Annotated in this window: 19 protein-coding genes; 9 read left to right on the top strand and 10 right to left on the bottom strand. The window is 73.2% G+C overall.

The features are described 5' to 3' along the window. Positions 1-175: 175 nt before the first annotated feature. Complete coding sequence (locus IH61_RS0107425; RefSeq protein ID WP_051836457.1) at positions 176-1477, bottom strand: sensor histidine kinase; 1302 nt, start codon at positions 1475-1477, stop codon at positions 176-178. 584 nt (positions 1478-2061) lie between these two features. Here IH61_RS0107425 and IH61_RS0107415 point away from each other — a divergent pair. The 4 genes from IH61_RS0107415 (at position 2062) to IH61_RS0107395 (ending at position 5591) form a co-directional block, all read left to right on the top strand. Next, a complete protein-coding gene (locus IH61_RS0107415) occupies positions 2062-2934 on the top strand; it encodes an SIS domain-containing protein (RefSeq protein ID WP_031066743.1) in 873 nt (290 codons plus the stop codon). A gap of 103 nt (positions 2935-3037) precedes the next feature. Continuing rightward, the gene (locus tag IH61_RS0107405; RefSeq protein ID WP_031066740.1) at positions 3038-3970 is read left to right on the top strand and encodes a 1-phosphofructokinase family hexose kinase; all 933 of its coding nucleotides are present in this window, start codon (positions 3038-3040) and stop codon (positions 3968-3970) included. After that, entirely contained in the window at positions 3961-4809 is an 849-nt protein-coding gene (locus IH61_RS0107400) for a class II fructose-bisphosphate aldolase (RefSeq protein WP_031066736.1), read from the top strand. The genes IH61_RS0107405 and IH61_RS0107400 overlap by 10 nt, the downstream gene beginning before the upstream one ends. Beyond that, the gene (locus IH61_RS0107395; RefSeq protein WP_234327068.1) at positions 4806-5591 is read left to right on the top strand and encodes a DeoR/GlpR family DNA-binding transcription regulator; all 786 of its coding nucleotides are present in this window, start codon (positions 4806-4808) and stop codon (positions 5589-5591) included. Before IH61_RS0107400 ends, IH61_RS0107395 begins: the two co-directional genes overlap by 4 nt. A 63-nt stretch (positions 5592-5654) precedes the next feature. Here the strand turns inward: IH61_RS0107395 and IH61_RS0107390 are convergent, their stop codons facing one another. From IH61_RS0107390 to IH61_RS0107360, 6 genes are all read right to left on the bottom strand, one after another. Further along, a complete protein-coding gene (locus tag IH61_RS0107390; protein WP_031066730.1) occupies positions 5655-6209 on the bottom strand; it encodes a HAMP domain-containing histidine kinase in 555 nt (184 codons plus the stop codon). Positions 6210-6576: 367 nt separating this feature from the next. Beyond that, on the bottom strand, positions 6577-6831 hold the full coding sequence (locus tag IH61_RS0107380; RefSeq protein ID WP_158844759.1) for a hypothetical protein: 255 nt from the start codon (positions 6829-6831) through the stop codon (positions 6577-6579). A gap of 637 nt (positions 6832-7468) precedes the next feature. Then, entirely contained in the window at positions 7469-8107 is a 639-nt protein-coding gene (locus IH61_RS0107375; RefSeq protein WP_031066724.1) for a LysE family translocator, read from the bottom strand. 139 nt (positions 8108-8246) lie between these two features. Continuing rightward, positions 8247-9281, bottom strand: coding sequence for a hypothetical protein (locus tag IH61_RS0107370; protein WP_031066721.1), 1035 nt, complete (start codon positions 9279-9281; stop codon positions 8247-8249). Positions 9282-9412: 131 nt separating this feature from the next. Then, positions 9413-10291, bottom strand: coding sequence for an NAD(P)H-binding protein (locus IH61_RS0107365; RefSeq protein ID WP_031066717.1), 879 nt, complete (start codon positions 10289-10291; stop codon positions 9413-9415). A gap of 100 nt (positions 10292-10391) precedes the next feature. Continuing rightward, complete coding sequence (locus IH61_RS0107360; RefSeq protein ID WP_031066715.1) at positions 10392-11429, bottom strand: tetratricopeptide repeat protein; 1038 nt, start codon at positions 11427-11429, stop codon at positions 10392-10394. Positions 11430-11621: 192 nt separating this feature from the next. On the opposite strand from IH61_RS0107360, the gene IH61_RS0107355 reads away from it, so the two are divergent. Next, on the top strand, positions 11622-12371 hold the full coding sequence (locus tag IH61_RS0107355; RefSeq protein ID WP_031066712.1) for a class I SAM-dependent methyltransferase: 750 nt from the start codon (positions 11622-11624) through the stop codon (positions 12369-12371). An 86-nt stretch (positions 12372-12457) separates the two neighbouring features. After that, positions 12458-12643 (top strand): antitoxin, encoded by a 186-nt coding sequence (locus IH61_RS0107350; RefSeq protein WP_031066709.1) that lies wholly within the window; start codon positions 12458-12460, stop codon positions 12641-12643. Between the two features lie 24 nt (positions 12644-12667). Here IH61_RS0107350 and IH61_RS0107345 read toward each other — a convergent pair whose 3' ends face one another. After that, positions 12668-13303, bottom strand: coding sequence for an NAD(P)-dependent oxidoreductase (locus tag IH61_RS0107345; RefSeq protein WP_031066707.1), 636 nt, complete (start codon positions 13301-13303; stop codon positions 12668-12670). Positions 13304-13416: 113 nt separating this feature from the next. On the opposite strand from IH61_RS0107345, the gene IH61_RS0107340 reads away from it, so the two are divergent. Both IH61_RS0107340 and IH61_RS0107335 read left to right on the top strand, forming a co-directional pair. Continuing rightward, complete coding sequence (locus IH61_RS0107340; RefSeq protein ID WP_031066704.1) at positions 13417-14070, top strand: TetR/AcrR family transcriptional regulator; 654 nt, start codon at positions 13417-13419, stop codon at positions 14068-14070. A 366-nt stretch (positions 14071-14436) separates the two neighbouring features. Beyond that, positions 14437-15885: an MFS transporter gene (locus tag IH61_RS0107335; RefSeq protein WP_031066702.1), complete on the top strand. Its 1449-nt coding sequence runs from the start codon at positions 14437-14439 to the stop codon at positions 15883-15885. 126 nt (positions 15886-16011) lie between these two features. On the opposite strand, the gene IH61_RS0107330 is transcribed toward IH61_RS0107335, so the two are convergent. Then, entirely contained in the window at positions 16012-16470 is a 459-nt protein-coding gene (locus tag IH61_RS0107330; RefSeq protein ID WP_031066699.1) for a heme-degrading domain-containing protein, read from the bottom strand. After that, a complete protein-coding gene (locus tag IH61_RS0107325) occupies positions 16467-17528 on the bottom strand; it encodes a Gfo/Idh/MocA family oxidoreductase (protein WP_031066696.1) in 1062 nt (353 codons plus the stop codon). Before IH61_RS0107325 ends, IH61_RS0107330 begins: the two co-directional genes overlap by 4 nt. Before the next feature lie 67 nt (positions 17529-17595). On the opposite strand from IH61_RS0107325, the gene IH61_RS0107320 reads away from it, so the two are divergent. Next, positions 17596-18672 carry an ROK family transcriptional regulator gene (locus IH61_RS0107320; protein ID WP_078910908.1) on the top strand — a complete coding sequence of 359 codons (1077 nt, stop codon included), beginning with the start codon at positions 17596-17598 and terminating at the stop codon, positions 18670-18672. The last annotated feature ends 30 nt before the right edge of the window (positions 18673-18702 follow it).

The raw sequence follows: 18702 nt of genomic DNA, 5'->3' as shown, positions 1-18702 counted from the left end.
TCTCTCGTGTGCGGGCCCGACCGGCACTGGGAGGACCGTCCGGACTTGCTGTCGGTAGGAGTCGAAAAGAAGGCGCCGGCCCGTTCGGCCGGCGCGAATAAAGTTAAATTCCTTTACTCTTCCTCGTCAAGACTACTAGCCCGCAGGACATGAACCAGAGGACGGGAGACGGGCGTCAGGGCCGCTTCTGAACGGGTACGCGCAACAGGAACCGGGACCCGCCCCGGCTGCTGGTCGTGACCTTGAGCGAACCACCGTGGGCGTGGGCCACCCAGGCGGCGATCGAGAGGCCGAGACCGCTGGAACCGCTGCCGCTGTGGAAGCGTTCGAACAGGGACCGGGCCTGCTCGGGCGGGATGCCGGGCCCGGCGTCGTCCACCGTGACGGTGCCGTCCGACGCGACCGTGATCTCGATGTCGGCCGTCCCGCCCGGGGTCCGGCCATGGACCAGAGCGTTGCCCAACAGGTTGGCGACGGCTCGGCGCAGCAGCCCCGCGTCCGCGAGGACGACCACGGGCTCGGCCCGTACGCTCACCCGGTGCCCGTCCGTCGGGGTGTCGGCGACGAGGGTGTCGACGAGCTGGTCCAGCCGCAGTGGCTCCCGGTTCAGTGGTACGGCGCCGGCCATGAGACGGGCGCGGGTCAGCAGATCGTCGACCAGTTCGCTCATCCTGGTCGACTGACGGAGCGTGCGGCGCATGACCTCCGCGCTCTCCGCCTCGCCGCGCAGTCCGGTCTCCGCGAGCACGCGCAGCGAGGCGACGGGCGTGCGGAGGTCGTGGGCGGCGTCCGCGAAGAATGCCTCCTGCTGGTCGAGCGCCGTGAGCGCCGGCCGCACGGCTCTGCCTGCGAGCCAGTGCCCTGCCAGCGCGGAGCCGGCCACCAGGACGGTGCAGGCGATGGTGATCAGGAGCGTCAGCCGGTCGTGGGCGGCGAGAACCTCGGTGATGTCGTCCGCCGCGACCACCACCGTGCCGTTCTCCTCCCCTCCCGGCCCGGGGTACGGCTGGGCGAACAGGCGCAGCCTGCGGCCGTTCGCCGCGGTCGTGGTGCCCGTGGCCACGTCCCCGGTCCGCGCGGCCTTCGCGGCCATCGCCTCGAGTGCGGGAGTCGGCACGACCTGGCAGGGGCGGTACGGGACGGCGGAGGCGTCGAGGTGATCGCCGCTGCGGGTGAACACCGTCACCGGCGGGCAGTCGTACCCGCCCTCCACGGGGTCGGGGAGCAGGAGGTCGCCGTCCTCGTCGTAGCGCAGATCGGTGGCGAACTCGCTGCTCCGGAGCCTGAGATCGGCTTCGACCTGGAAGTGCCAGGAGGCGTTGTCCCCGTGCACGGCGATCGTCGCCATGCCGACCAGCCCCAGGCCGCTGACGAGGGCGAACAGTACGGCGATGCGTCGGCGGAGACGGCGGATTCGCCCCGCCGGGGTCGGCGGGCCGGGGCGGCGCAGCCACCCGGCCAGAGCCGGAGGCGTCACGCCCGGGACTCCGGCTCGAGCACGGCGAACTCCTCGGCGGTGAGCATCGGGTCGGTCACGACGGACGGTGTCGTGCGGCGGCGTTGCCATGGCTCGGGATCAACGTGTTCTCTTCGTCGCTCGAAGGGGTTGCTCGGGATCGCTCGGCCCGTGGCTCCGGCGGCCGTGCACCTCACCGGGTGTCCGGGGGGACGAGACCCCTGGTGAGGTGCACAGCCACGTGCCGGTTCGCGTTCACCGCCATGACAGCGAACAGGCGTTCGTCGACGACCGCCTCCCCTCCGTGGGGCGGCCGGGAAGGCGCCGCCGCCGACCGGCCGATCATCGCAGCAGGAACCTGAGGATTCGATGAATCGCCCCGCTGCCCACTGTGGAGGTGCCGGCTCTCGGCGGGGACGACCTGCCCCCCGAGCCGGGTGACGGTCCGGGAGCCGAGGGGTCGACGGTTGCGCCAGGGATGACTGCCGCGTGTGAATATGCGCAAAGATGCTCAATGAGTGCGCGGTATTGCTTGGAGATGGCTCTCAGGGCTATACATGGAGCAACTTCGAGCAAGGTGCTTCACAGCGCCCAAGGAGGCTTCCATGAGTCACGTCCAGCGGGAGATCGCCAGCCAGCCCGAGTGCTGGAGCCGCGCCCTGGAGACCGGCGCGGAGGGACTGCCCCGGACCGGAGAGCGCGTCGCCGTGATCGGCTGCGGTACCTCGCTCTACATCGCCCAGGCGTACGCCTCGATGCGCGAGGCAGCCGGGCTGGGGGAGACCGACGCCTTCGCGGCCTCCGAGTACCCGGCCGCCCGCACGTACGACCGTCTGCTCGCGATCACGCGGTCCGGCACCACCACCGAGGTGCTCGACGCGCTCGGACGCGCGGAGCACCTGCCGACCGTCGCGATCACCGGTGACCTCTCCACGCCGATCAGTGCGGCCGCGAAGACCCTGGTGGACCTGGAGTTCGCGGACGAGAAGTCCGTCGTGCAGACCCGGTTCGCCACCACGGCGCTCGCCCTCCTGCGCGGCCACCTCGGCCTGGCCCCCGCCGACCTGCCGGAGCAGGCGAGGCGGGCGCTGTCCGAGCCGCTGCCCGAGGGCGCCGTCGAGGCGAAGCAGATCACCTTCCTCGGGGCGGGCTGGACCGTCGGCGTGGCCAACGAGGCCGCGCTCAAACTCCGTGAGGCGGCCATCAGTTGGACCGAGTCCTACCCCGGCATGGAGTACCGGCACGGCCCGATCAGCATCTCCGGGCCGGACACCCTGGTCTGGTTCTTCGGCGAGCCTCCGACCGGGCTCGTGGAGCAGGTCCTGGCCGTCGGCGCCCAGGTGTCGGTCAGCGACCTGGACCCCATGGCCGACCTGATCCGTGCCCAGCGCCTCGCCGTCGCGCGCGCCGAACTGGGCGGCATGGACCCGGACCGGCCGCGCAACCTCACCCGCTCGATCGTGCTGAACCAGCCGTGACCGGACCCGGCAGAGGTGGCCCGGTGATCGCGCTCGGGCCCGAGGCCGCCTGCCGGGGTGCGGCGGTGCTCGCCGAGGAACTGCTGCGGGAGGTGGTCCTGCTGTGATCCTCACCGTCACGCTCAACGCGGCGCTGGATGTCACGTACCGCGTGGACCGGCTCCGTCCGCAGGCGAGCAACCGCGTCCGGTCGGTGACCGAGCGCGCCGGGGGCAAGGGCGTCAACGTGTCGCGGGTCCTGCACGCGCTCGGCGAGCGCACGGCCGTCACCGGGCTGGCGGGCGGTGCGACCGGTGTGCTGCTGCGTGGGGAACTGGCCTCGGCCGGGCTGACCGACGAGCTGGTGCCGATCTCGGGCGAGAGCCGGCGGACGACGGCGGTCGTCGACGAGTCGGCGGGGGACACCACGGTCCTGCTCGAACCCGGGCCGGTGGTACGCCCGGAGGAATGGGACCGCATCCTCGACCGGATCGACGCGCTGCTGCCCGGGGCCATGGCGGTGGTGTTCTCCGGGAGCCTCCCCCAGGGCGTTCCGGCCGACGCCTATGCCGAGTTGGTCCGCCTGGCCCGCAGCCACGGGGTGCCCGCCGTGGTGGACGCGGACGGACCGGCCCTGCGGGCGGCGCTGGCGGGGATGCCGACGCTGGTCAAACCCAACGCGGACGAACTCGCGGCCGTGACGGGGCTGAGCGACCCCGTCGCCGCCGCAGAATCACTGCGCGGTGCCGGCGCCCGGTCCGTGGTGGCCTCGCTCGGCGCCGAGGGCCTCATCGCCGTCACGGCGTACGGGAGTTGGCGCGCCCGGCAGCCTGAACGACTGTCCGGCAACCCGACCGGCGCCGGGGACGCGGCGGTGGCCGCGCTCGCCCTCGGCCTCGTGGACGGGACGCCCTGGCCCGATCGGCTGGCCGAGGCCGTCGCACTCTCCGCCGCCGCCGTCGCCGCGCCTCTGGCCGGCGACTTCGACTCCGCCGTCCACGCGCGCCTGCGTCCGCTCGTGGAGGTCCGACCCCTGAGGAGCCCGCAATGCCCCTGACCCCGACCGGTGCCATCATCCGTGAGGCGGCCTCCGCCGCACAGGGTGTCGGCGCGTTCAACGTCATCCAGCTCGAGCACGCCGAGGCCATCGTCACCGGCGCGGAGACGGCCGGCTGCCCGGTGGTCCTCCAACTGAGCGAGAACGCCGTCCGCTACCACGGCGCCCTGGCCCCGATCGGCGCCGCGGTCCTGGCCGTGGCCCGGGCGGCCGGTGTCCCGGTCGCCGTCCACCTGGACCACGCGACCACGTCGGCACTGGTCGAGGAGGCCGTCGAACTCGGCTTCACCTCCGTGATGTTCGACGCCTCCGTGCTGGAGTACGAGGAGAACGTCCGGGCCACGGCGGCCGTGGTCGCGCACTGCCACACGGCGGGCGTCTGGGTGGAGGCGGAGCTCGGCGAGGTCGGCGGCAAGGATGGCGTGCACGCCCCGGGCGCGCGGACCGACCCCGCCGAGGCGGCCGCGTTCGTGGCGGCCACCGGCATCGACGCGCTCGCGGTGGCGGTCGGCACCTCGCACGCGATGACCACCCGCGACGCCGAACTCGACTTCGACCTGATAGCGGAGCTGCGCGCCGCCGTTCCCGTGCCGCTGGTGCTGCACGGTTCCTCCGGCGTCGCCGACGAGCACCTGACGCTCGCCGTCGAGCGGGGCATGACGAAGATCAACATCGCCACCCACCTCAACCAGGTCTTCACCGCCGCCGTCCGGCAGAGCCTGGACGGTGACCGCGCCCTGGTCGACACCCGCCGCTACCTCGGCCCCGGCCGCGCCGCGACGGCCGCCGAGGTGGCCCGGCTCCTCGGCGTCCTGAAGTCCCCGGTGCTGGCCGGGTGAGCCTGCGGAGCGCACCCACCTCCCGGCTCAAGGCCGATCGCGCCGCCCGCATCCTGACGCACGTCACCGAGGCCGGGAGCGCGGACGTGCACGCACTCTGCGCCCTGCTCGGGGTGTCGGGCGCCACGGTCCGCCGGGACCTGAAGGAACTGCACGACCAGGGCCTGATCCACCGCACCCGCGGCGGCGCGATCACCGGGCCGGTGAACACCGAACTGCCGCTGCGGCACCGGAGCAAGCGGAGGCAGGAGGAGAAGGCACGGATCGCCCGGGCGGCGGCCGAGCTGGTCCCCGACGGGGCGGTGGTCGGCCTGACCGGAGGCACCACGACCACCGAGCTGGCGAGGGTTCTCGCCGACCGTCGCGGGATCACCGTGGTCACCAACGCCGTGAACATCGCCGCCGAGCTGACGGGTCGTCCGGAGGTGCGCCTGGCGGTCACCGGCGGCCTCGCCCGCTCGGCGAGCTACGCGCTGGTCGGACCGGACGCGGAGCGCATGCTCGCGCACTACCACCTCGACGTGGCCTTCACCGGGGTGGACGGCCTCACCGCCCAGGAGGGCTGCACCACGCACGACGAGATGGAGGCCCAGACCGACCGGGCCTTCCTCCGCAGCAGCCGCCGGGCGGTCGTCCTGGCGGACAGCTCGAAGATCGGCCGGGTGACCTTCGCCTCGATCTGCCCGCTGTCAGAGGTTCACGACCTGGTCACGGACGACGACCTCGCCCGCGACCAGGAGCAGGCGATCGCGGACCGCGGCGTGCGCGTCGGCCGCGCCTGACCGGCACCGGCCCAGGTGCCGGACGAGGTGCCGGACGAGGTGCCGGCCCAGGTGTCGGTCCGCTCAGCGGTGGGCGGCGACCGGGAGTACGAGGACGAACACGAGACCGCCGCCCGGGTTGTCCTCGACGGTGAGGCGGCCGCCTTCGGGGGGAGTCCAGCGTTGGCCCGGGATCGTGTCGTGCTGCCCCGGGAACATCCCGTACTTCGCCTCGCCGGTCAGGCTCAGCCCCCGGTCCGCCACGCGGACCTGTATCTCGCCCGGATCGCCATGGCGCCCCTGGACCGCCTCCGCCCGTACCAGTACCCGCCCGCCGGGCGGGGTGCGCAGCAGGGCGGACTCCACCATCGCCGCCACCACCGGGCGCAGCTGCTCAGGGGTGACGGTAACCGGCGGGAGCCGGGCCGGGAGGCTGAGCTCGACGGAGCCCTTCGGTGCCCCGGTCACGGCCCACCGGAGGGAGCGGGCGACGGTGCCGCACTCGCCCGGGGGCAGGGCGAGGGCCGGGTTCCGCGCGGCCGGCGCCCGCCCCCGGGGCCGGCCGTCGTGCCCGGCAACGGCAAGGCACGCGATCCGGCGGGCCGCGAGGAGGATGCGGCGGGGGCTGGGAGCGGTCACGACGGTCCTTCTCCCTGCGGGGGCTACGGGGGGCCTGCTCAGCGGGTCAGCAGGTCGACGAAGTGGTCGGCGAGCTCGGGACCGAAGAAGACCGTCACAGCCAGGACGATGACCACCGCCACCGGGCCGACGAGCCGGTTCAATCCGCTAGATCCGCTCGATCCGGTCGATCCGGCAGGACGGCGGCCGTGCCGGGAGGCCCCCTTCGAGGTGGCCGACGGTGTGCTCCGCAGTGTCGTCGACATGTCGGGGCCTTTCGATCGGATGTTCGCTGTCAGCCGATGATGCCGTGCGGAACCTGAGATTCCGATGAGGCTCAGGACCGCACGGGGCTGGTGGAGGTGGACGGAAGCGATCATGGACAGCGTCAGAAGACCTCGGGCGCGAATCCCGCGGTCGCACCACCGATGACGGCCACTGCCGTCACCAGCCACCCCCGGCCTCCGCGCAGCGGCGACTCCTCCTGACGGATCATCCAGGCGAGCGCCTTACCGGCAACCGCGGGGAGCCAGACCCCGAGCACGGCAAGGCTCAGAAGATCGGGCACGGGGTGGCGGGAGAAGGCCCAACCGATACCCAGGCTCAGCGCCGCCGAGGCGAGGAGTTCCCCCGTGGGCTGCAAGACCCCGTACCCGGGACGGACGGCTCCGGCGATCCGGTACCTCGTCCGACGCCGAACCGTGAAGAGCATCCGGATGAGGCCCGCGACGACCAACAGGCTCTCACCCGTGACCATGACCTTCGCGGCGATCATGCGCCACCGCGCCGACGGCCGCTACGAGCAGGCGGCCTGACGAGTGCCACCGTCGCCGCCAGGAGGATTCCCGCCAGCAGCCCGGACGCGCCTCGCGCGAAGACGCTCGTCGCTGTACCGGGTGCCAACAGCAGTACCGCGGCCGCCAGGACGACCACCACCCGGCAGAGCACACGCCACCAGGGCGAGGGGGCGCCGGCCGCCCGCCGGCCGAAGACCAGGAACTCCAGTCCTGCGCCGAGGAGAACGCCTCCGATCGGTACGAGGGATTCCAGGCTCATCACTTGCCGTACCCGTCGGACTCGTAGGGGCGGTCCTGCGGAACAACGCCCCCTGATGTCACGGCAGTTCACCGCCGCACGTGTGTCCGCCGCGACCGGGGGGAGAGGGGAGGGAGTCCGGCCCGGGACGCTGACGTGGGGTCAGTGTGTAGGAGGAAGGCTGAGATTAACGTGAGGAGATCCCGCCGGCCCGAGGGTCGTGCCGCCCGGGCGGGTGGGCCGGATCAGTCCTTGCGTCCCGTCGCGGCGACGGTGACGCCGAGCCCGATCATGGTGAGCCCGCCGATCCCGCCGACCAGGGAGAGCCTCTGCGGCGAGCGCGCGAACCAGTCCCGGGCGGTGGCGGCGGCCAGGCCCCACACGATGTCGGACATCACGGCGATCATGCTGAAGACCAGGCCCAGGAGCAGCATCTGCACCGGGACACGTCCCTGATCGCGGTCGACGAACTGCGGGAGGACGGCGGCGAAGAACACGATGGTCTTGGGATTGGTCGCGCCGACGGTGAACCCCTCCCCGAACGTCCGCAGAGCGCTCTTCGTGCCTCCCGCCCCGGTGACGGCCGCATGCAAGGACCCACGCTCACGCCACGCCTTGACGCCGAGGAACACCAGGTAGGCGGCGCCCGCCAGCTTGAGCGCCGTGAAGACGAGAACCGAGCGCTCCACGACCGTCCCGAGGCCGAACGCCACGGCCATGATCAATGCGTAGGCGCCGAGCGTGTTCCCCGCGACCGTGGTCAGGGCGGCACGGCGTCCCTGCGCCAGTGCCCGGCCGATCACGAAGAGCACGCTGGGGCCGGGAACGATGATCAGCAGGAATGACATGGCCGCGAAGGCGAGCAATCGGTCGGCGGACACCATGCGACCCATACAAGCACGGGGAAGCAGCACCCATCCAGGGGTCGGTACCGTCGCTCGGCTGCTCGGCCCCCGGCCATGCGGGGAAGCGCCCGCCGCTGTGAGGACGGGCTCGCGCGGGGCCGGAGACCTCGGCGGAGGTTCAACCCGCCGGCTGGTCCGGCTGTTCGGGCCCCAGTGCGGTGACGGTGTGGCGGAGGAGCAGGCGGTGCTCGGCGGTCGCTTCGGCGTGCAGGAGGACGCCGGTGGTCGGGTCGACGGTGAAGCGGCAGGTCAGGGTCTCGTCCGGGGCCCAGGCGCTGAAGGGGAAGGTGCGGAACGGACGCACCGTGGCGCTCACGGAGTTCGGTGACGCGGCGGTGACCCGGGCCAGGTGGGAGACGATGCGGGCGGGGGCGAGGAGTTCGGCGAGGCGGGCGGCCGCCGGGCTGGTCCGGTCGGGTTCGTAGTCGCCCGTGACCGTCAGGCGTGCGCTGTCGCAGGAGACGGTCCAGGAGCGGGCGGAGGGCAGGGGCGCGAGGAAGAGGTCGTCGCAGGGGTCGGCGTCGATGTGGATCAGCGCGGTCAGGCGGGCCGGCTCCAGGAGGGTCCGGGCCATGCGGGCGAGGACGGTGCCCGCCGGGTTCGGGTCGGACACCTGGAGGAGGTCCAGTTCGACGACCCGGGCGGTGGCGACCGGACCCAGGTCGTCGAGGAGCGTGGCGGAGTGGAGGAAGCCTGTGGCGGGGTCGAGTTGGACGGTCAGGCTCTGAGCGCCGGGCGGCAGCCACGGGTCGGTGGGGGAGGCGAACATCGGGTGCGGGATGAGGCCGAGTTCGAGCCACGGCCCTCTCCACCGCGCCTCGTTGACCGCTCCGATGCCCCGGATCAGGCGTGCCGGGTCGAGGAGCGCGGCCCACGGCTCCTCGCTGTCCTCGTCCCGGAGCCGCTGGGAGGAGATGCCTTCGAGATGGAAGCGCAGTCGAGGTACCTGGTGTCGGCTCGTCGTCCTGCCCAGTGGGTGCGCGTGGAAGCGGCCGCCGAGGTTCGGCTCGGTGGCGCGCGCCGGCCGGTCGAGGTCGATGACGGCGTTCACGTGCGCGTCCTCCGCGGCCGCGGCCGCGATCCGGGAGAGCGCCCAGGCGGCCAGCCGGTCCGGTTCGGTTGGCGGACCGTCAGGCCGGGTGCGAGCTGCCATGAGGTGGGGGTCTCCTCGGAACGCTGTCGATCACCTATCTGGTAATGGAATTTAACTATTCCGGATGGGAAGGGCAACGGGTTGACGGCATCGGGGTTGGTCACGACTCGGCAACGGCAGGGCCTGCGGGGCTACGAACTCTCCGTGAACTCGGCGGCGTGGTCGGCCGCCCACCGGTGGAACGTGCGCGGCGCCGTCCCGAGGATGTCGGCCACCGTGGTCGTGACGTACGCGGGCTGTCCGACCGCCGCGCTCCATGCGGCGAGCAGCATGTCGACGACCGGGGCGGGCGCCGAGCCCTCCGACAGGCTCCGGAACTCGTCCGGTGTCATCTCCTCGAAGGCGATCCGGCGCCCCAGGGCGTCGCCGACAGCCTTCACCTGTGCGGCCTGGGTCAGCGACTCGGGTCCGGTGAGGACGTAGTCACCTCCGACGTGTCCGTCGTGATGGAGGGTCCGCGCCGCGACGGCGGCGACGTCCCGGTCGTCGACCGGCGCGGTCTCGGCGGCGCCGTGCGGCCACCGGACGACCTCTCCCGCCCGGATCGCGGGCGCCCACCAGGCGAGCGAGTTCGATGCGAACATCCCCGGCCGGAGGATGGTCGACTCGAGTCGGGTGGCCGCGATGAGCCGCTCGATCTCCGCGTGCATCGCCGCCACGGGATTGGGCTGTTGGAAGAACGGGTGCGGCGTCCGGTGCGGGGAGGAGAGGAAGACGACGCGCCGCACGTGGGCCGCCAGTCGCCCGACGACCGCCGCGGCCGTCCGGGGCGGGGCAGTCCAGACAAGAAAGGCGGCGCCGGCGCCGTTCAGTGCGGGGTCGAGCGACTCGGGCACGGTGAGGTCGCCGGTGAAGACCTCGACGTCCGCCGGCAGTGTCGCCGCCGCCTCGTGGCGGCGGACGAGGGCGCGGACCGGCACGCCCGCATCGAGGAGTCGGTCGATGACGACGCGGCCGACCCGGCCCGTCGCGCCGGTGACGAGCACGGGAGGAGTGTTTCGCTGGTTCATGCCGTCCATGAAAGCGTTACCAGGTTAAAAAGGCAACTTGGTAAAGGATAATGGTGGCCACAGGGGGACGGCGCTCCGGGGCCGGGCTGCGGACGTCGCATCACCCACGGGCTCTGCGGAGGTGGGCGAGGCCCTCGTCGACGGCGGCCTTGACCTGCGGGTCCTTGTGCCGCTGCGCGATCCTCAGGTGGCGTTCGCCGGTCGCGTGGTCGCCGGCGTCGATCGCGAGCAGTCCGAGGTGGCAGTGGGCACGGGCCGCGCCGGGCTCGTAGTGGGAGTTCGAGGCGAAGGTGAAGACCTCGAGGGCGTCGGCGGTCTCGCCCGCCTCCATGAGCAGGACGCCCAGGGCCAGGGCTCCCTTCGCGGAGAACTCCGGGTCGCTGGAGCGGGCGGCGGCGGCGAGGTGGGTGCGGGCTTCCTCCGTTTCCCCGCGGCCGCGCAGGAGGTCGCCGAGGTGGAAGGAAGCCTGTGCGGCGGTCCGGGGGACGGTGGTGCGGGTCGCCTCGCGGTAGAGGAAGGCCGCGAGGTCCTGGTCGCCGATGCGGTCGGCCATCAGCGCCTGCATGAGCTGGGCGGGACCGACGACCTCCTCGAATCCGGTGGCGACGGCGGTGGCGAGGGTCTCGAAGGCGTCCTGGTCCCAGTCCTGGGTCTCGCGGGCGAGCATCCCGCCCATCGCGAGCGCGGCGCGGCCGAAGGTGCGGGGGCGGCCGGAGTCGGCGACCAGCGCGTACTGGCGGCTCGCGTCCCGGTGGTTCCCCCTGCCCTCCAGGACGAGGCCCCGGACGTAGGCCACCTCGGCCGCGACGTCCGGGTCGGCGGCGCCCGCGACCTTCGCGGCCTTCCCGGCCGCGGACCAGGCCCGGCGGAATCGGCCCCGGCTCATGTGCACCACGGCGGTCACCAGGTGCCCCGCTGCCTGGAGCTTGGCCCCGGGCGAGGCGAGAGCAGTGGAGGCCACGGCCTCGGCCGCGGCGATCTCGTCGCGGTTGGCGTAGCCGAGGCCGAGCTCGAAGGCGAGGTCGAAGTCGAACCACGGGATGCCGGGCTTCAGGCCCAGTGGCACCGTGTGCGGTGCGGCCAGCAAGCCTGCGAGGTCCTTGGCGAACTGCTCGTCCGAGGTGGTGCGGTCCGGCACGGTCTTCCCTCCCGAAGTGCGACGACGGCGCTCGCCGAACGCCCCGGGGCGCGAGGGTAGTTGGTGAACCCACCCGTTCGGCGAGGTCGTAGCCTAACCCGCCCCGCCGACCGTGGGCGGGTGCTTGATTCACGAGGTCGGTACCGATAGGCACGTTCGCGACACTGTTGGTGACATCCGGAGGTTTCGGCCGTGGGCGTGACGAATCGGTACAGGGATGCCTGGGAGGGCTTCTGGCGCGACGCGCCCGAGGAGCCGGGATCGGTGATCTGGGACGCCGAGGCCGGGCTCAGCGCACAGCGCCATCTCGCCCTGCTCGAACCGTATCTGATGGACAGTCAACTCCCGGTCGTGGACCTGGGATGCGGGAACGGCACCCAGACCCGCTTCCTCGCCGACCGGTTCCCGCGCGCCATCGGCGTCGACCTGTCCGCCCGGGCCGTCGAGCTGGCCCGGCGCGGGGACGGCGCGCACCGGGCCGAGTTCGCCCGGCTGGACGCGACCGACGCCGAGGCCGTCCGGGCCCTGCACGAGGAACTGGGTGACGCCAACGTGTACGTGCGCGGGCTGATCCACCAGAGCGAGCCGGCCGACCGCCGCCCGGTGGTCGAGGCCGTCGCCACGCTGCTCGGCGCCCGCGGCCGGGCCTTCGTCTTCGAACTGGCCGAGTCCGCCAAGGGCGTGCTGGCCGGGCTGGCGAAGGGCCCGTCCGGGCCGCCCCCGAAGCTGCGCCCGGTCCTCACCCACGGCCTGACTCCCGCGGAGGTCGCCGACGCGGCCTTCGCCGACCTGTTCCGCGCGGCGGGCCTGGACATCCTCGCCGCCGGTGAACTGCCGCTGGCCACCACGGAGTTCGCCCCGGACGGTGAGCGGATCGAGCTGCCGGCCCACTGGGTGGTGCTCGGCCCTGTCGTCACACATGGTGAGCGCGAAGGCGGCTGAAAGCGGGTGGCCAGCGGATGCGGTGCGGGTCGCGAAGGGCGATGCTGGGGCTACCACCTGACAACCAGACTCCAAGGAGCGCCACGATGTCGGTGATGGACAAGCTCAAGCAGATGCTGAAAGGCCACGAGGACCAGGCCGAGAAGGGCATCGACAAGACCGGGGACTTCGTCGACGAGAAGTCCCAGGGCAAGTACAGCAGCCAGGTCGACACCGCTCAGGACAAGCTCAAGGAGCAGCTCGGCCACGACCAGGACCAGCCGCCCCAGTAGTGGCGGGCAGCCGTGCGGTGGGCGTCAGGAGCTGACGCCCACCGCGTGGCGGTAGGTGGCCTCGTCGGAGACCAGGTCGAGCATGGCCCGGGCGACGTCGGCCCGGGGGATGCTCGCGCCGGCCGGTCCGGCCTCGACGGCGTGGCGGTAGCGGCCCAGCCCGGGGCGGTCGGTCAGGCGCGGGGGCCGTACGGCCGTCCAGTCCACCTCGCTCGCCCGCAGGATGCGCTCCATCGCCTCGAGGTCGGTGTAGAGCTCGTTGAGGAATGCCCACAGCAGCGGGCCGAACACCTTGGTGGAGACGAAGTTCTGGCCCGTTCCGGCGCGGTTGAGCGGGCCCGCGCTCACCGTGAGCAGACGGCGCACGCCGGTGGCGCGCATGGCCTCCAGTACCGCGCGGGCGGAGGTGGAGGCGGGCTTGAGGGCGTCGTGGCGGCCGGCCTGGCCGATGCCCGAGAGAACGGCGTCGGCGCCCTCGAGCAGCGGCTTCAGGGAGGCGGCGTCGAGGGCGTCCGCCCGGGCGACGGTGAGGCGGTCGTGGCGGACGGCCAGCCGGGCCGGGTCGCGGACGGCGGCCGTGACCAGGTGGCCGTCGGCGAGCGCGTGGGTGACCAGGTGGCGGCCGACGCCGCCGGTGGCACCGAGGACGACGAGTTTCATGACCCCTCCCAGGGGCGGGCAGGTGCGTGGACGAGGGGGTGGGTGAGTACTCACCCTCCTCTGCTTCGATGGTGAGTGAGTGCTCACCCACCTGTCAAGGTAGGCTGGCGCCCATGACGCACGAGGGGCACGTGGAGACCGAGGCGCTGACCGGTGGGGCGCGCACCCGGGCACGGGTGCTGGACGCCGCCGCCCGACTGATCGGCACCGTGGGGATCGTCCGGGCCACGACCAAGGAGATCGCCCGGGAGGCCGGCTGCTCCGAGGCGGCGCTGTACAAGCACTTCCGCGACAAGGAGGAGATCTTCGTCCGCGTCCTGCGCGAGCGCGCGCCGCGCCTGGCCGCCGCCGTCGCCGAACTGCCCGGCCGCGCGGGGGAGGACACGGTCCGCGAGCAGCTCGAGGCGGTGGTCCGGATCGCCGTGCCGTTCTACCGGCGGTCGTTCCCGATGGCCGGCTCGCTGTTCGCCAGCCCCGACCTGCTCGCCGCCCACCGCAGGAAGCTCGGCGACGCCGGGCCGCACCACGTCTCCTCCCACCTCGCCGACTACCTGCGCGCCGAGCAGCGGCTCGGCCGGGTCTCCTCCACGATCGACCCGGACGCCGCCGCGATGCTGCTGATCGGCGCCTGCTTCCATCGCGCCTTCCTGGAGCTCTTCTACGCGGACGAGGCGCCGGACGGGGCGCTGCGCCCGGCCGGTGCCGAGGAGTTCGCGGCCGGGACGGTCCGGGCGCTGCTGGACGGGGTCCTGGCGCCGGGCGCCTGAGGGGGCGCGCCGCCACGCCGCAGCGGCCGGTGAGCGCCGGGACCGGCGCGCTGCGCCCCGGCCTGTGCCCCGGCGAATGATCGGGTGACCGCAGTGGCGCTCGACCTCGACGCCCTCGCCCTGGCCGTCTCCACCGAACCCGCCGGGCTACGGCCGGGCACCCCGGGATCCCCCTGCCCGGCATTCGCGAGCTGTGCCCCATGAGGCCCTCGCTCTCCTTCTCCTCCAGCTGATACCCCACAGCCGATACCCCCATGGGGTAGTCCGACGTGAGGCCATGTCAGCACCGGGGCTTGTGCTGGATACCCCCTGGGGGTAAGTTTCCTGACGTCAAGGAGATACCCCTCCCAGGTATTGGAGCCGGTCGTGTCGGACCTCAGTGCACCCCCCTCACCGCGCCGCTGGACGGCGCTCGGCCTGATCGCGCTCGCCCAGTTCATGGTGATCATGGACACCTCGATCATCGGCGTGGCGCTGCCGAAGATGCAGACCGCGCTCGGCTTCTCGCCGGAGAACCTGTCCTGGGTCTTCAACGCGTACGTCGTCGCCTTCGGCGGGCTGCTGCTCCTCGGCGGCCGCCTCTCCGACCTCCTCGGCGCCAAGCGGCTGTTCGCGGCCGGCTGGACCGTCCTCGGGATCGGCTCGCTGGTGGCCGGGCTCGCGGGCACCGCGTGGGTCGAACTGGCCGGCCGCGCCCTCCAGGGCGCCGGCTCCGCGCTGATCGCGCCCTCCGCGCTCACCCTGCTGATGATGCTCTTCGGCGGCAGGCCGCAGGAGTTGGGCAAGGCGCTCGCCCTGTACGGCGCCGCGGCCCCCGCGGGCGGTACGGCCGGGGTGTTCCTCGGCGGCGTCATCACCCAGTACCTCAGCTGGGAGTGGGTCTTCTTCGTCAACATCCCGGTCGCGGTGGCCGTGTTGGCCGTCGCACCCGGCGTCATGCCCGCGGCCGCCGCCCGCCGCGGCTCGGTCGACTGGCTCGGCGCGATCACCGTCACCGCGGGCCTGGCCACCTCCGTCTACGCCATCGTCCGCGCCCCGGAGACCGGTTGGGGTTCGGCGAGCACCTGGCTCGTCCTCGCGGCCGGCGTGCTGCTGATCGGCGCGTTCGTCGCCATCCAGGCCAAGCGCCGCGAGCCGCTGATGCGTCTGGGCATCTGGCGCAGCCCCAACCTGGCCGGTGCCAACCTCGCGCAGTTCCTGATGGCCGCGGCCTGGATCCCGATGTGGTTCTTCCTCAACCTCTACCTGCAGCAGGTGCTCGGCCTGAAGGCGTTCGCCTCCGGGGCGGCGCTGCTGCCGATGACCGCCGCGATCATGGTGATGATGATCGTGCTGGCGCCGAGGCTCATCGCCCGCTTCGGCCCCAAGGCGCTCATCGTCGCCGGACTGGCCGCCCTCGCCGGCGGGATGCTCTGGCTCTCCTTCGCCCGCCCGGACGGCAGCTTCCTGGTCGACGTCCTGCCCGCCTCGCTGCTCGCGGCGGTCGGCATGTCGCTGGCCTTCATCCCCTCGCTCGGCACCGCGCTCTCCAGCGCCCGCCCGGAGGAGGGCGGCCTCGCCTCCGGCATCGTCAACACCGGCTACCAGGTCGGCTCCGCGCTCGGCCTCGCCGCGATGACCGCCGTCGCCGCCGCCCACGGCTCCCGTGAGACCGGCGACGCGACCGCCCTCACCAACGGCTTCTCCGCCGCCTTCCTCGGAGCCGCCGCCATCGCCCTCGTCGGCGCCCTCGCCGCCGTGGTCACCATCCGCTCGGCCAGGCCCGCCGGGGCCGCCGCCTCCGACGCCCCGGCCCAGGAGCCCGCCGGCGTCTGAGCGGGGCCGGGGGCCCGTACGACCCCCGGAACTACGGAAGTAGTGCCACTACGCGAGTAGTGGCACTACTTCCGTAGTGGCCGCCGGGCCACTCCTCCCGGCGAGATCAGCCGGAGGCGCCCGGCGTCAGGACTCGCTCCCGGCGAGGAATCGGGCCAGACACTCCGTCACCAGCTGGTGGTCCTCCAGCTGCGGCAGCCCGGAGACGGTGACCGTCCCCACCGGGCCCGTGCCGCGAACCAGCAGCGGGAAGGACCCGCCGTGCGCGGCATAGCGCGTCGGGTCGAGGTCGAAGGCCCGCCCCTCGGCCCGGTAGCGCTCGCCGACCAGGTACGAGGCTTCGCCGAAGCGCCGCACCACAGCCGACTTGCGGCGGATCCAGTCGTCGTTGTCCGGGCTCGTGCCCGGCAGGGAGGCGTGGAACGCCTGCTGCTCGCCGTGGCGGATGTCGACGGCCACCGCGAGGCCGCGCTCGCGGGCCACGGTGACGATCAGCAGGCCCAGCCGCCAGGCGTCGTCCAGGTCGAAGGACGGGAACCGCAACAACTCCTGCTGGCGCTCCAGCTCGGCGATGGCCGGGGTCACAGCGCCACCGTCTCTCCGGTACGGGCGGAGCGCTGGGCCGCCTCCAGGACGCGCAGGGCCTCGACGGCGTCGTGGGGGTCGACCGGGACGGGGCCCTCACCGCGCAGGGCCTGCACCAGGCCCGCGTAGTAGTCCTGGTACGTGCCGGGCAGCGTCTCCACCGGCTCGGCGGTCTCCCCGGCGCGCAGCTCGCCCCAGTGGTCACGGGGGGAGAGGCCCCAGTCCGGGTCGGCGGGAGTGCGGCCCGCGCGCAGCGCGTCCTCCTGGCCGTCCAGACCGTGGGTGACGTAGGCGCCCCGGGAGCCCAGGACCCGGAAGCGCGGGCCCGGATCGCCGGCGGTGGCGCTCATCCACAGGTGGGAGCGGGTGCCGTCGGCGTGGGTGAGGGCGACGAAGCTGTCGTCGTCCGCCTCGGAGCCGTCGCGGCGCAGGTCCAGCTCGGCGTAGACCCGCGTGGCCGGGCCGAAGAGGACGAGCGCCTGGTCGACCAGGTGCGCGCCGAGGTCGTAGAGCACGCCGCCGGCCTCCGCCGGGTCGCCCAGCTCGCGCCAGGTGCCCTTCAGCTGCGGGCGCCAGCGCTCGAAGCGGGACTCGAACCGGTTGACCCGGCCGAGCCGGCCCTCGCCCACCAGCTTGCGGACGGTGCGGAAGTCCCCGTCCCAGCGCCGGTTCTGGAACACGCTGAACAGCAGCCCCTCGCTCGCGGCGAGGTCGGCCAGCCGCTCGCCCTCGGCGGCGGTGGCGGCCAGCGGCTTGTCGACCACGACCGGCAGGCCCGCGCCCAGGGCGGCGGTGGCGAGCGGGACGTGGGTGCGATTGGGGGAGGCGACCACGATCAGGTCCAGTCCGAGGCCCGGCGCGGCGGCCCACAGGGCGTCCGCGTCCGCGAGCAGCGCCGCCTGCGGGTGCTGCCCGGCCGCCTGCGCCCGGCGCGCGGGGTCGGACGTGACGATCGCCGCGAGGCGCAGGCCCGGCGTGGTGCTGATCAGGGGAGCGTGGAAGACCGCGCCGGCGATGCCGTAGCCGATGAGGCCCACGTTGAGCTGCGGAAGGTTCATGCGACCTAGTTAAACAACAGCGTGGATTAACTCGCAAGCCCCTCGACGGGGGGCTGATAATCGAGCGGTGACGACCGATCCCGCCCTGCACCCCGTCCGCAACCTCTCGCTTCTGCGCGACCGCAACGACGCCGCCGTGCTGAGCGCCGTCCGCGCCCACGCCGGGACCGGCATCAGCCGGGTCGAGCTCGCCGAGCGGACGCGGCTCACCGCCCAGGCGATCAGCAAGATCACGGGACGGCTGCTCGAGGACGGCCTGCTCACGGAAGCCGGGCGCGAGCGCGTCGCCGGGCAGACGGGCAAGCCGCGCACGCTGCTGCGGCTCGTGCCCCGGGCACGGTTCGCGTTCGGCGCCCAGCTCGGGCGCGGTGAGCTGCGGCTGATCCAGGTGGACCTCACCGGCGCCGTCACCGCCGAGGCCGAGACGGCCGTCGACCCCGACGCCGAACCGGGCGCCGTCCTGGACCGGCTCGCGGCCATGGTCCACGAGCTGATCGCCGGCTCCGGCGACGAACGCGTCCTCGGGCTGGGAGTCGCCTGCCCGGGACCCCTCGACGCGCGGGACGGAGTGCTCCACCAGGTCACCGGGATGCCCCGCTGGCACGGGCTGCGCCTGCGCGAGGAGATGGAACGCCGCACCGACCTGCCCGTGATCGTGGAGAAGAACACCACCGCGGGCGTCCTGAGAAGCCCCGGGCCGGACGATCGGGCGTTCGTCTACGTCGGCGACGGCGTCGGAGCGGGCCTGGTCCTCGGCGGACGCGTCCACCGGGGCGCCCGCACCAACGCGGGTGAGTTCGGCCACCAGTGCATCGACCCCGCCGGCCCGCGCTGCGCCTGCGGCGCGCGCGGCTGCCTGGAAGCGGTCTGCCTGGCGGCCCTGCGGGACGGCCGTACGGACGAGGCCGCCCGGGCACTGGGCATCGCCGTCGCCAACCTGGCGCGCCTGCTCGACGTCGAGGAGATCAGCCTCGGCGGCGCGGCACTGCTCGACGACCCCGAGCCGTTCGAGGCCGCCATCCGCGAGGAACTCGCCACCCGCATCCCCGACCCGCACTGGCAGGCCGTCACCCTCACCCGCGCCTCCCGCCTGGCGATCCCCAGGGGTGCGGCGGCCCTCGCCCTCGGCAGGCTGTTCCTGTGAGGCGCCGCCGGATTCCGGCTTCGTGACGCA

The organism is Streptomyces sp. NRRL WC-3742, assembly GCF_000720635.1.
Classification (GTDB): Bacteria; Actinomycetota; Actinomycetes; order Streptomycetales; family Streptomycetaceae; genus Kitasatospora.
The sequence above is the reverse complement of the archived record's forward strand: the minus strand, read 5'-3'. Positions and strand labels throughout refer to the sequence as shown.